This window comes from Serratia sp. CY52157, assembly GCF_052168495.1.
In the GTDB taxonomy this organism is placed as follows: Bacteria; Pseudomonadota; Gammaproteobacteria; order Enterobacterales; family Enterobacteriaceae; genus Serratia; species Serratia ureilytica.
The window spans coordinates 427,375-439,898 of the sequence record NZ_JBJNMO010000005.1; the positions used below are offsets into that span (position 1 = coordinate 427,375).

The 12,524-nt window shown below is 61.3% G+C and carries 9 protein-coding genes, 1 tRNA gene and 2 rRNA genes; 5 read left to right on the top strand and 7 right to left on the bottom strand.

The features are described from left to right. Window positions 1-136: 136 nt before the first annotated feature. The 5 genes from iclR to ACJ8IP_RS18610 all read left to right on the top strand — a co-directional run bounded on the left by iclR (window position 137) and on the right by ACJ8IP_RS18610 (window position 5,702). Window positions 137-967, top strand: a complete 831-nt coding sequence (gene iclR / locus ACJ8IP_RS18590; protein WP_004936648.1) for a glyoxylate bypass operon transcriptional repressor IclR — start codon at window positions 137-139, stop codon at window positions 965-967. A gap of 252 nt (window positions 968-1,219) precedes the next feature. Continuing rightward, entirely contained in the window at window positions 1,220-1,759 is a 540-nt protein-coding gene (gene gntK, locus ACJ8IP_RS18595; RefSeq protein ID WP_004936645.1) for a gluconokinase, read from the top strand. Next, window positions 1,756-3,093: a gluconate transporter gene (gene gntU / locus ACJ8IP_RS18600; RefSeq protein ID WP_042785806.1), complete on the top strand. Its 1,338-nt coding sequence runs from the start codon at window positions 1,756-1,758 to the stop codon at window positions 3,091-3,093. The genes gntK and gntU overlap by 4 nt, the downstream gene beginning before the upstream one ends. Before the next feature lie 98 nt (window positions 3,094-3,191). Then, complete coding sequence (gene edd / locus ACJ8IP_RS18605; protein ID WP_442524487.1) at window positions 3,192-5,006, top strand: phosphogluconate dehydratase; 1,815 nt, start codon at window positions 3,192-3,194, stop codon at window positions 5,004-5,006. A 54-nt stretch (window positions 5,007-5,060) separates the two neighbouring features. Then, window positions 5,061-5,702 carry a bifunctional 4-hydroxy-2-oxoglutarate aldolase/2-dehydro-3-deoxy-phosphogluconate aldolase gene (locus ACJ8IP_RS18610; RefSeq protein WP_187048443.1) on the top strand — a complete coding sequence of 214 codons (642 nt, stop codon included), beginning with the start codon at window positions 5,061-5,063 and terminating at the stop codon, window positions 5,700-5,702. Between the two features lies 1 nt (window position 5,703). Here the strand turns inward: ACJ8IP_RS18610 and aceK are convergent, their stop codons facing one another. The 7 genes from aceK to rrf (ACJ8IP_RS18645) form a co-directional block, all read right to left on the bottom strand. Continuing rightward, complete coding sequence (gene aceK / locus ACJ8IP_RS18615; RefSeq protein WP_033651196.1) at window positions 5,704-7,458, bottom strand: bifunctional isocitrate dehydrogenase kinase/phosphatase; 1,755 nt, start codon at window positions 7,456-7,458, stop codon at window positions 5,704-5,706. A gap of 69 nt (window positions 7,459-7,527) precedes the next feature. Beyond that, entirely contained in the window at window positions 7,528-8,835 is a 1,308-nt protein-coding gene (gene aceA, locus ACJ8IP_RS18620) for an isocitrate lyase (protein ID WP_033639246.1), read from the bottom strand. Window positions 8,836-8,876: 41 nt separating this feature from the next. Beyond that, on the bottom strand, window positions 8,877-10,475 hold the full coding sequence (aceB, locus tag ACJ8IP_RS18625) for a malate synthase A (RefSeq protein WP_187048445.1): 1,599 nt from the start codon (window positions 10,473-10,475) through the stop codon (window positions 8,877-8,879). 374 nt (window positions 10,476-10,849) lie between these two features. Further along, on the bottom strand, window positions 10,850-11,779 hold the full coding sequence (metA, locus tag ACJ8IP_RS18630; RefSeq protein ID WP_442524488.1) for a homoserine O-succinyltransferase MetA: 930 nt from the start codon (window positions 11,777-11,779) through the stop codon (window positions 10,850-10,852). A gap of 382 nt (window positions 11,780-12,161) precedes the next feature. Beyond that, a 5S ribosomal RNA gene (gene rrf / locus ACJ8IP_RS18635) occupies window positions 12,162-12,277 on the bottom strand. A 45-nt stretch (window positions 12,278-12,322) separates the two neighbouring features. After that, window positions 12,323-12,398 (bottom strand) — tRNA-Thr (locus ACJ8IP_RS18640). A gap of 14 nt (window positions 12,399-12,412) precedes the next feature. Next, window positions 12,413-12,524 (bottom strand): 5S ribosomal RNA (gene rrf, locus ACJ8IP_RS18645); the annotation flags it as partial.

A 12,524-nucleotide genomic window follows, 5' to 3' on the forward strand; every position in this document is an offset into this window, starting at 1 on the left:
TAAGGACAAAGGGCCAGGCGACAATTGAGAGTTTTTCAGGTTGTGCGCCAACACCTCCGATGAGCTGACGGCGGCTTGCAATTCATCGACAAAAAACGAAAATGAATTCCATCATACGGAAAAAGGAATCTCACCCATGGCCACCCCTGCTCCCGCCAAGCGCGGCAAGAAGCCCCGCGCAGCAGCCCCCGCCGCCAGTGCGGCGACCGGTCAGGTACAATCGTTGACCCGTGGCCTGAAACTGTTGGAATACATTTCGGAAGCCCAGGGCAACGTGGCGCTGACCGATCTGGCCCAGCAGGCCGGCCTGCCGAACTCCACCACTCACCGCCTGCTCACCACCATGCAGCAGCAGGGATTCGTGCGCCAGGTCGGCGATCTCGGCCTGTGGACCATCGGCTCGCACGCCTTTGTGGTCGGCAGCAGCTTCCTGCAAAGCCGCAACCTGCTGGCGATGGTGCATCCAACGCTGCGCCGCCTGATGGAGGAGTCCGGCGAAACCGTCAACCTGGCGGTGCTGGATACCAGCGAGTACCAGGCGATCATCATCGATCAGGTGCAGTGCACGGCGCTGATGCGCATGTCGGCGCCGATCGGCGGCAAACTGCCGATGCACGCCTCCGGCGCCGGCAAAGCGTTCCTCGCCACCCTGCCGGACGATCAGGTGACCAAACTGCTGCACAAGAAAGGCATGCACACCTACACGCCGCATACCCTGACGCCGCACAACCTGAAAGAGGGGCTGGCGCAGATCCGCAAACAGGGCTTCTCCTTTGACGACGAAGAGCACGCGCTCGGCCTGCGCTGCGTGGCGGCCTGCATCTTCGACGAGCACCGCGAAGCCTTCGCCGCCATTTCCATCTCCGGCCCGGTGTCGCGCATCACCGACGATCGCGTGATCGAGCTGGGCGCGCTGGTGATCCACGCGGCGAAAGAGATCAGCCTGGCCTACGGCGGCGTGCGCTAATCCTGCTCATCCGAGGGGCGCCCCAGTGCGCCCCTGCTCCCCTGCCATGCTCTGTTGTCAGCATGTAACAGGCTGTCGGCATCCTGTTTAGCGCACAGGAAAAAAGCTTGAAGCCGATCACAGTTAACGATCCTCACGGCGAAAGCCCATTGCAACCGCTCAAACTTCCTTCGACAATGTTACCGATAACATGTTACCGGTAACAATCAAACTGAACGAAGGTAACGTCACCCGGTGTTTTGGAGCCAAGCCATGACCAACAATCAAAATCGCATTTACGTCGTTATGGGCGTTTCCGGCAGCGGCAAGTCCGCCGTCGCCGCCGCCGCGGCCCGCCAACTCTCCGCCGGCTTCCTCGACGGCGACTTCCTGCACCCGCGCAGCAACATCCTGAAGATGGCCGCCGGCGAAGCGTTGAACGACGACGATCGCGCGCCGTGGCTAGCCGCGCTCAACGACGCCGCCTTCGCCATGCAGCGCACCAACAACGTGTCGATCATCGTCTGCTCGGCGTTGAAAAAGCAGTATCGCGACCGCCTGCGCGCCGGCAACGGCAACCTGTCATTCATCTATCTGCACGGTGAGTTCCCGGTGATCGAATCCCGCCTGGCGGCGCGCAACGGCCACTTCTTCAAGCCGCAGATGCTGGTCACCCAGTTCGCCGCGCTGGAGCAACCGGGCGCCGACGAGAACGACGTGATGGCGATCGACATCAATCAGCCGCTGGACGCGGTGATCGCCGATACCGTGCGCCATATCCAGAGCTTCCTGCCGCAGGACGTGTGCGCGTGAGTACCGTAACGCTGGTCGGTACCGCAGTCGGCTCGGTTTTACTGCTGTTATTCCTGGTGATGAAGGCGCGCATGCACGCCTTCGTCGCGCTGATGCTGGTGTCCATCGCCGCCGGCATTTTCTCCGGCATGCCGCTGGAACACATCGCCGACACCATGCAAAAAGGCATGGGCGACACGCTGGGCTTCCTGGCGATCGTGGTGGCGCTCGGGGCGATGTTCGGCAAGATCCTGCATGAGGTCGGCGCGCTCGATCAAATTGCGGCGCAATTGCTGAAACGATTCGGACAAAGCAAGGCGCACTACGCGCTCGGCATCGCCGGGCTGATCTGCGCACTGCCGCTGTTCTTCGACGTGGCGGTGGTGCTGCTGATCGGCATCGTGTTCGCCGTGGCGCGCCGCACCGACGGCAATATCGTCAAGCTGGCGATCCCGCTGTTCGCCGGCGTGGCCGCCGCCGCCTCCTTCCTGCTGCCGGGGCCGGTGCCGATGCTGCTGGCGTCGCAGATGAAGGCCGATTTCGGCTGGATGATCGCCATCGGCCTGGTGGCGGCGGTGATCGGCATGCTGATCGCCGGCCCGCTGTACGGCAGCTTTATCAGCCGTTTCGTCAACTGGCCGATGCCGCCGGAAGAGAATGAGCCGACGCTGACCAAGGGCAATCTGCCGTCGTTCGGCTTCAGCCTGGCGCTGGTGCTGTGCCCGCTGGTGCTGGTCGGCATGAAAACCATCGGCGCGCGGCTGGTCCCCCCCGGCTCGCAGCTGCAGCAGTGGCTGGAGTTTATCGGCCACCCGTTCACCGCCATCCTGCTGGCCTGCCTGATCGTGATTTACGGTCTGGCGAAACCGCGCGGCATGAGCAACGAACAGACCCTGGCCATCTGTTCCGCTGCGGTGCAGCCGGCCGGGATCATCCTGCTGATGACCGGCGCCGGCGGGGTGTTCAAGCAGATCCTGGTGGATTCCGGCGTCGGGCCGGCGCTGGGTGACGCCATGATCGGCGCCGGCCTGCCGATCGCCGTGGCCGCCTTCGCGCTGTCCGCCATGGTGCGGGTGATTCAGGGCTCGGCCACCGTCGCCTGCCTGACCACCGTCGGTCTGGTGCTGCCGGTCACCAGTCAGCTCGGTCTGAACGGCGGGCAACTGGCCGCGCTGGCCATCTGCATCGCCGGCGGCTCCATCGTGCTGAGCCACGTCAACGACGCCGGCTTCTGGCTGTTCGGCAAATTCACCGGCGCCAACGAACTGCAAACGCTGAAAACCTGGACGGTGATGGAAACCATTCTGGGCAGCGTCGGCGGCGCCATCGGTATGATTGCATTCACGATGTTTTAAATCCTAAATCGCCCCCGGCCTTGCACACCAGGGCTGCAAATCACCCCCGGGGGCACCGCCACAGGCGGCGACTATAACAACAGCAATGTGAGGAAGGCATGATTAATCCAACCTTGTCCCGTGTCACACAGCGCATCATCGACCGTTCCCAGGCCAGCCGCGCCGCCTATCTGGCGCGTATCGAGGCGGCCCGCTCCCAAACCGTCCACCGCGCGCAGCTCGCCTGCGGCAACCTGGCCCACGGCTTCGCCGCCTGTCAGCCCGATGACAAGGCGTCGCTGAAAAACATGGTGCGCAGCGATATCGCCATCATCACCGCTTACAATGACATGCTGTCGGCCCACCAGCCGTACGAACACTACCCGCAGCGGCTGAAGCAGGCGCTGAAGGCGGTCGGCGCCGTGGGCCAGGTGGCCGGCGGCGTGCCGGCGATGTGCGACGGGGTGACGCAGGGGCAGGACGGCATGGAGCTGTCGCTGATGAGCCGCGACGTGATCGCCATGTCGGCCGCCGTCGGCCTGTCGCACAATATGTTCGACGGCGCGCTGTTCCTCGGCATCTGCGACAAGATCGTGCCGGGGCTGGTGATGGCCGCCCTCTCCTTCGGCCACCTGCCCGCGCTGTTCGTGCCGGCCGGCCCGATGAGCAGCGGCCTGCCGAACAAGGAAAAAGTGCGCGTACGCCAGCTGTACGCCGAGGGCAAAGCCGACCGTTTGGCGCTGCTGGAGGCCGAGGCGGCCTCTTATCACGGCATCGGCACCTGCACCTTCTACGGCACCGCCAACACCAACCAGATGGTGATGGAAGTGATGGGTCTGCATCTGCCGGGCGCCTCCTTCGTCCATCCGGACACGCCGCTGCGCGACGCGCTGAACGACGCCGCCGCGCGCCAGGTGACCCGACTGACCGATACCGCCGGCAACTACCTGCCGATCGGCCGCCTGGTGGACGAGAAAGTGGTGGTGAACGGCATCGTCTCGCTGCTGGCCACCGGCGGCTCCACCAACCTGACCATGCATCTGGTGGCGATGGCGCGGGCGGCGGGTATCATCATCACCTGGGACGATTTCTCGGAGCTGTCGGAGGCGGTGCCGCTGCTGTGCCGCATCTACCCGAACGGCCCGGCCGACATCAACCAATTCCAGGCCGCCGGCGGCGTGCCGCTGGTGGTGCGCGAGCTGCTGCAACACGGCCTGCTGCACGAAGACGTGCACACCGTGGCCGGTTTCGGCCTGCGCCGCTACACCCAGGAACCGTGGCTGGACAACGGCCAATTGGTATGGCGCGAAGGCGTGGCCGGCTCGCTCGACGCCAGCGTGATCGCCAGCGTGGCCCAGCCGTTCGAACATCATGGCGGCACCAAAGTGATGGCCGGCAATCTGGGCCGCGCGGTGATGAAAACCTCGGCGGTGCCCGCCGATAACCAGATCATCGAAGCGCCGGCGGTGGTGTTCGACAGCCAGCACGATATCGTGCCGGCGTTCGAAGCCGGCAAGCTGGATCGCGATTGCGTGGTGGTGGTGCGCTTCCAGGGGCCGCAGGCCAACGGCATGCCGGAGCTGCATAAGCTGATGCCGCCGCTGGGCGTGCTGATGGATCGCGGCTTCAAAGTGGCGCTGGTGACCGACGGCCGCCTGTCCGGCGCCTCCGGCAAGGTGCCTTCCGCCATTCACGTCACCCCGGAAGCCTATACCGGCGGCCTGCTGGCGAAAGTGCGCGACGGCGATCCGATCCGCGTCAACGGCCGCAACGGCGAGCTGCAGGTGCTGGTCGACGCCGACGAGTTGGCGCAGCGCACGCCTTGCCAACCCGATCTGAGCGCCGAACACATCGGCTGCGGCCGCGAGCTGTTCGGCGCGCTGCGCAGCCAGCTGTCAGGCGCCGAGCAGGGCGCCTGCTGCATCAAATTTTAATCGATAGCCTGGCCGCATCGCCGCCTGGCGGCGGCCACAGAGGAGAACGTCAGCATGAACAAGTGGACAACAAGCGCCGAGCATATCCTGACGGCGGGGCCGGTGGTGCCGGTCATCGTGATCAACAAGCTGGAACATGCGGTGCCGTTGGCGAAAGCGCTGGTCGCCGGCGGCGTGCGGGTGCTGGAGGTGACGCTGCGCACCGCCTGCGCCATGGACGCCATTCGCGCCATCGCCCAAGAGGTGCCGGAAGCGATCATCGGCGCCGGTACGGTGATCAATCCGCAGCAGCTGCGGGAAGTGACCGAGGCCGGCGCGCAGTTCGCCATCAGCCCGGGGTTGACCGACGAGCTGCTCAAAGCCGCCACCGCCGGTTCCATTCCCCTTATACCGGGCATCAGCACCGTTTCCGAGCTGATGCAGGGCATGGATTACGGCCTGCGCGAATTTAAATTCTTCCCGGCGGAAGCCAACGGCGGCGTAAAAGCGCTGCAGGCGATCGGCGGCCCATTCCCGCAGGTGCGTTTCTGCCCGACCGGCGGCATCTCGCCGGACAATTACCGCAGCTATCTGGCGCTGAAAAGCGTGCTGTGCATCGGCGGCTCCTGGCTGGTGCCGGCGGACGCGCTCGAAAGCGGCGACTACGCGCGCATTACCGAACTGGCGCGCGCCGCCGTCGCGGGCGCCCAGGCCTGATTTACATCGCAGCGGTGGCGGCCGGCAGCGCCGCCCCGCTGCGCTGGCTGAACCGCTGCTTCTTGCGATAAGCGAACACGTCTTCCACATGCCCCTCGCGGATGCGCTGCTGCAACCCGCGCCAATACTCCGCAGTAAACAGATCGCTGTGCAACTCTTCAAACACCTGTCGAATGCGCCGATCGCCGCACAGGAAGTGGCGGAACTCTTCCGGGAACACATCGTTGGGCGCGATGCTGTACCACGGCTCGCTGGCCAGCTCGTCCTCCGGATAACGCGGCGGCGGAATGTCGCGGAAGTTGACCTCGGTCATGTAGCAAATCTCGTCGTAGTCGTAGAACACCACACGCCCGTGGCGCGTCACGCCGAAGTTCTTGAACAGCATATCGCCGGGGAAAATATTGGCGGCGGCCAACTGCTTGATCGCGTTGCCGTACTCTTCAATCGCATCGCGCATTTGCTGGTCGTTGGCCTGCTCCAGATACAGGTTCAGCGGCGTCATGCGCCGTTCCATATACAAATGTTTGATCACGATGCGATCGCCGAGATCTTCCAGCTTGCCCGGCACTTCACGCCGCAGCTCCGCCAACAGCTCAGGGCTGAGACGCGCCTTGTCGACGACGAAATTTTCGTACTCCTGGGTATCCGCCATGCGCCCGACGCGATCGTGCTCTTTCACCAGCTGATAGCAAGCCATCACCTGCGCCTGCGTCACCTCTTTCTGCGGGGCGAACTCATCCTTGATCACTTTAAACACCCGATCGAAGGACGGCAGGGTGAACACCAGCATCACCATGCCTTTCACGCCCGGCGCGATGATGAACTGTTCCTGTGAGTGCGCCATAAAGGTCAGGTATTCGCGATAGCATTCGGTTTTGCCGTGTTTTTGGCAGCCGATCGCCATGTACAGCTCGGCGGTGGTCTTGCCCGGCAGGATCTCGCGCAGCCACTCCACCATCGCCGCCGGCAGCGGTGCGTAGACCATGAAATAAGAGCGGGCGAAACCGAAGACGATGCTGGCCTCGGCCTTGCCGGTCAGGCAGGCGTCGATAAACAGCGCGCCCGATTCGCTGTGGTGAATCGGCAACAGGAACGGGTAAACGCCGTCGGCCAGGCGCAACTTGCCGACCAGCCAGGCGGCCTTGTTGCGATAGAACAGCTCGTTGGCGATCTGGAAGGTCGCCCCCGTCAGTTGCTGTGGGCTGAAGGCGCGTTGCAGCGCCTGAGTGATGTAGCGAATATCGCGTGTCAGATCCTCCCACGGCAACCGCAGCGGCAGATCGCTCAATACGCTGCGCAGCATCGCCGGCAGATCGCCATTGGGGGTAAAATCGCGCGCCAGCGGACGCGGAATGTCGCGAAAACGCCGTTCCGGCTGCGAACTGAAGACGAACAGCTTGTCCGGCGTCAGATCGCGATGCTTGAACAACCGGCAATAGACCGAGTTGAAGAAGCTTTCGGCGATCTCAAAACGCGGGTAGTCCGGCAGCAGATCGATATAGACCGCTTTGACCCGGCTGGGGAAGTCGGCGTCGAAATATTTCTGCCCGGTGATGCATTTAAGCTGCTCCACCACCAGACCGACGTGATGGTCGTACAGATGGATGCGCTTTTTCATCGCCTGCTGCACCGCCGGCCAGTCCGCCTGCTCAAAGCGCTGCTGCGCGCCGGCGGTCACTTCCAGAAAGCGGCCGTACTGCGCATCGAAGCCCTGCAGGATCGTCTGTGCGATCAACAACTCCAGTTTTGCCGCCATCCTTACCCCCGCCAGAAAAAGAAGCCTGCGCATGCAGGCTCCGGGTGAAACGTCTTCAAGCTTGCCGCATCAGAACTGCTGTTCTTCCGTCGAACCGGTCAGCGCGGTGACCGAAGAGGCGCCGCCCTGAATGATGGTGGTGACCTTGTCGAAGTAGCCAGTGCCCACCTCTTGCTGGTGCGACGCGAAGGTGTAACCGCGCTCCACCGCGGCGAACTCCGCCTGCTGCACCTTCTCGACGTAGTGTTTCATCCCTTCGCCCTGCGCATAGGCGTGCGCCAGGTCGAACATGTTGAACCACATGCTGTGGATGCCCGCCAGCGTGATGAACTGATACTTGTAGCCCATGTCCGACAGCGCCTGCTGGAAGCGGGCGATGGTCTGGTCGTCGAGGTTCTTCTTCCAGTTGAACGACGGCGAGCAGTTGTAGGCCAGCAGCTTGCCTGGGTATTTGGCGTGGATGGCGTCGGCGAAGCGCTGGGCGGCATCCAGATCCGGCGTTGAGGTTTCGCACCACACCATATCGGCGTAAGGGGCATAAGCCAGACCGCGGCTGATCGCCTGCTCGACGCCGGCATGGGTGCGGAAGAAGCCTTCCGCCGTACGCTCGCCGGTGACGAAGGCGCTGTCATACGGATCGCAGTCAGAGGTCAGCAGGTCGGCCGCATCGGCGTCGGTACGGGCGATCACCAGCGTCGGCACGCCGAGCACGTCGGCCGCCAGGCGCGCGGCGACCAGTTTCTGGATCGCTTCTTGCGTCGGCACCAGCACTTTGCCGCCCATATGGCCGCATTTCTTCACCGCCGCCAGCTGATCTTCGAAGTGCACCCCGGCGGCCCCGGCGGTAATCATCGCTTTCATCAGCTCAAAGGCGTTCAATACGCCGCCGAAGCCGGCTTCCGCATCGGCGACGATCGGCAGGAAATAATCGGTGTACCCTTTGCTGCCCGGCTCAATCTGGTTCGCCCATTGGATCTGATCGGCGCGGCGGAAGGTGTTGTTGATGCGCTCGACCACCTTCGGCACCGAGTCCACCGGATACAGCGATTGGTCAGGGTACATGGCGGCCGCGCTGTTGGCGTCGGCCGCCACCTGCCAACCGGACAAGTAGATGGCCTCGACGCCGGCTTTGGCCTGCTGCAGCGCCTGGCCGCCGGTCAGCGCGCCCAGGCAGTTCACGTAGCCTTTGCGCGCCTTGCCATTCAGCAACGCCCACAGTTTGGCGGCGCCGTTTTGCGCCAGGGTGCATTCCGGGTTGACCGAACCGCGCAGATTGATCACGTCTTCAGCGCTGTAAGGGCGGGTAATGCCTTCCCAACGGGCCGATTTCCATTCCTGTTCCAGCTGCTGGATCTGTTGAGAGCGAGAGGTAGACATAATTTTTATCCTTTCAGTCATGTAGGGTTGATTGGGAAAGTTCAGGCCAGCAGCGCATAGCCGGGCAACGTCAGGAAGTCGATTAATTCATCTTGCGTGGTGATGCGCTCCATCAGGCGCGCCGCCTCTTCGAACCGGCCGGCGTTAAAGCGCGCTTCCCCTACTTCTTCACGCACCACCAACATCTCTTCTTGCAACATCTGGCGGAACAGCGCCTTGGTGACCGGGCGCCCGTCGTTCAGGCTCTTCTCATGGTGGATCCACTGCCAGATAGAGGTACGGGAGATCTCCGCCGTCGCGGCATCTTCCATCAACCCATAGATAGGCACGCAGCCGTTGCCGGAGATCCAGGCTTCGATGTACTGCACCGCCACGCGGATATTGGCGCGCATCCCCGCTTCGGTGCGTTCGCCGTCGCACGGTTCCAGCAGTTGCGCGGCGCTGATCGGCGCATCCTGCTCACGCAGCACGTCCAGCTGGTTCTGGCGATCGCCCAATGCGTTGCCGAACACCTCCATCACCGTGTCCGCCAAGCCCGGGTGCGCCACCCAGGTGCCGTCGTGGCCATTGTTGGCTTCCAGCTCTTTGTCCGCCCGCACCTTGTTCAGCACCCAGGCGTTTTTCTCAGCGTCTTTGCTCGGGATAAACGCCGCCATGCCGCCCATGGCGAACGCGCCGCGCTTATGACAGGTTTTGATCAACAGGCGCGAATAGGCGCTGAGGAAAGGTTTTTCCATGGTCACCGACTGACGATCCGGCAGCACGCGATCGCCGTGGTTCTTCAGCGTTTTGATGTAGCTGAAGATGTAATCCCAGCGGCCGCAGTTCAGACCAACGATGTGATCGCGCAGGTGATACAGGATCTCGTCCATCTGAAACACCGCCGGCAAGGTTTCGATCAGCACGGTCGCCTTGATGGTGCCGCGCGGCAGATCGAAACGATCCTCGGTAAAGCTGAAGACATCGCTCCACCAGGCCGCTTCCTCCCAGGACTGGGTTTTCGGCAGGTAGAAATACGGGCCGCTGCCCTTGGCCAACAGCTGGCGATAGTTGTGGTAGAAGTACAGCGCGAAATCGAACAGGCCGCCGGGAATGGCCTCATCACGCCACAGCACGTGCTTCTCCGGCAGATGCAGACCGCGTACGCGAGCGATCAATACCGCCGGATTCGGTTTCAGCTGGTAGATCTTGCCGGCTTCATTGGTGTAGGAGATGGTGCCGTTGACCGCATCGTGCAGGTTGATTTGACCGTCGATGACTTTGTCCCAGCTTGGCGCCAGCGAGTCTTCGAAGTCCGCCATAAACACTTTTACGTTGGCGTTTAGCGCATTGATCACCATCTTACGCTCGACCGGCCCGGTGATCTCTACCCGGCGATCGCGCAGGTCTTGCGGAATGCCGCGGATCTGCCAATTGCCTTCACGAATGGAATTGGTTTCCGAAATAAACCCAGGCAATTCGCCGCGATCGATATTTTGTTGCCAGCGGGCACGCGCCGCCAGCAGTTCGTTGCGCCGCGGCGTGAATTTCCCCACCAGTTCCGCCAGAAATTCAACCGCTTCATCCGTTAACACCTGGCGCTCCGCAGCGGCGAAACCCTGCGTAAATCTTAACTCCGTGCCTGCTATCTGTTGCGTCATGACCTTGCTCCTTCCCATCGTTGCGCCCGAGCGACCGGCGCATTTTCATCAGAAATCACTGTGGATCAGGGCGGATGAAACGATCCTAAACTGGTCAGATCTCATCCCGATAGCGTTAAGAATACCCAACAAAAAATAAAAATCAAAAACCATTTCCATTTTATTATTAAATATTTTATTAACACTTTATTATCAATTGGTTAGGATAAATAACACGATCAACAGGTAAGGAAATCGGTTCCAATAGAATTGCAAAGACGGACTAACGCGTTGTTAGGCAATGGTTTTTTGGGAGAATTGACGGGTAAAAAGAGGATCGTGCAGAGGATGAGCAGTGCGGCGGCCTCGATTCAGCCGCCGGCAGGCAGAAAAGATCAGTCGAGAGTCGGATTCATATGGCGCAGATCGTAAGGCGTGATCTGGTAGACATAATAGTTGAGCCAATTGGAAAACAGCAGGTGGCCATGGCTGCGCCAGGTGGCTTTCGGTGTCAGTGTGGGGTTGTCATCGGGGAAGTAGTTGAGCGGTACGGCAGGATCGAGGCCGGCATCGTTGTCGCGACAATACTCTCCCGCCAGCGTCATTGTATCGTATTCCGGATGGCCGGTAACGAACGCCAGGCGCTTATCCCTGCTGGCGAACAGGTAGGCGCCGGCCTGCTCGGATTCGGCCAGGATGTCCAGGTCGGTATATTGGCGAATCACCTCGGTCGGGAAATCGGCATAGCGTGAATGCGGCGCCAGGAAGCTTTCGTCGAAGCCGCGCGTCAGCAACGCATGCTGCTGCAGCGTTTGGTGCGGATAAACGCCGGAGAGCTTCACTTCGCGCGTCATCTTGGGAATGCCGTACAGGATATTCAACGCCGCTTGTACCGCCCAGCACACGAACAGCGTGGAGGTAACGTGGTGCTTAGCCCAGTCGATCACACGCTCGATCTGCGGCCAGTAGGCAACGTCGCAGAAATCGACCAGCCCCAGCGGCGCGCCGGTGACGATCAGGCCATCGAAGTTCTCGTTCTGGATATCCTCGAAGTCGCAGTAGAAGTTGTTCAGATGCTCGGCCGGCGTGTTCTTCGATTCGCGGCTGTCGATGCGCAGCAGCTGGATATCAATCTGCAGCGGCGAGTTGGAAAGCAGGCGCAGAAACTGGTTTTCCGTTTCGATCTTCTTTGGCATCAGGTTGAGGATCAGCACTTTCAGCGGCCTGATTTCCTGTGTTTTTGCCCGCGAGGATGTCATCACGAAGACATTCTCACCGCGCAAGAAATTGACCGCAGGTAACTCATCAGGAACACGAATCGGCATTGCTTAACCCTCACACATCCATTTATACGTTTAGACTTCTAGATGCCCGAAGATAGCGTTTTTTTCCGTCGATGTCGAGCGTTCAGCGGAAAGGTGAAAATGTTTCATTGCGCGAGCTGCGTCAGGATCTTGGCAGGGAGGATGAGAGGTACTGAAAGCAAAAAGGCCATCCTTTCGGATGGCCTCTTGGCTTATTTGATGCTTGGCAGTGTCCTACAGTATTCGTCTCATCCTGAGACTCTCCCCTGCGGGGGCCGCCGCAAGCGGCGTTAAGGCCCGTTCCCGACGGGCCTTTCGCATGCCCATGCTCGAGCAGAACGCCAGATAACAGACAAAACAAAAAGCCCCATGCTTTCGCATGAGGCTTGTTGTTTTATTTGATGCTTGGCAGTGTCCTACTCTCGCATGGGGAGACCCCACACTACCATCGGCGCTACGGCGTTTCACTTCTGAGTTCGGCATGGGGTCAGGTGGGACCACCGCGCTATTGCCGCCAAGCAAATTCTTTTTTCTGCCGAACTTCTAAACCCACTTTAAATAAAGTGGTGCTGATACCCAGAGTCGAACTGGGGACCTCACCCTTACCAAGGGTGCGCTCTACCAACTGAGCCATATCAGCACGCTTAATTTGATGCCTGGCAGTGTCCTACTCTCGCATGGGGAGACCCCACACTACCATCGGCGCTACGGCGTTTCACTTCTGAGTTCGGCATGGGGTCAGGTGGGACCACCGCGCTATTGCCGC

Bases quoted from the DNA above. Each gene is read 5' to 3' on its own strand.
- iclR (WP_004936648.1), top strand. From the start codon at position 137: ATGGCCACCCCTGCTCCCGCCAAGCGCGGCAAGAAGCCCCGCGCAGCA.
- gntK (WP_004936645.1), top strand. From the start codon at position 1,220: ATGACCAACAATCAAAATCGCATTTACGTCGTTATGGGCGTTTCCGGC.
- edd (WP_442524487.1), top strand. From the start codon at position 3,192: ATGATTAATCCAACCTTGTCCCGTGTCACACAGCGCATCATCGACCGT.
- ACJ8IP_RS18610 (WP_187048443.1), top strand. From the start codon at position 5,061: ATGAACAAGTGGACAACAAGCGCCGAGCATATCCTGACGGCGGGGCCG.
- aceK (WP_033651196.1), bottom strand. From the start codon at position 7,458: ATGGCGGCAAAACTGGAGTTGTTGATCGCACAGACGATCCTGCAGGGC.
- aceA (WP_033639246.1), bottom strand. From the start codon at position 8,835: ATGTCTACCTCTCGCTCTCAACAGATCCAGCAGCTGGAACAGGAATGG.
- aceB (WP_187048445.1), bottom strand. From the start codon at position 10,475: ATGACGCAACAGATAGCAGGCACGGAGTTAAGATTTACGCAGGGTTTC.
- metA (WP_442524488.1), bottom strand. From the start codon at position 11,779: ATGCCGATTCGTGTTCCTGATGAGTTACCTGCGGTCAATTTCTTGCGC.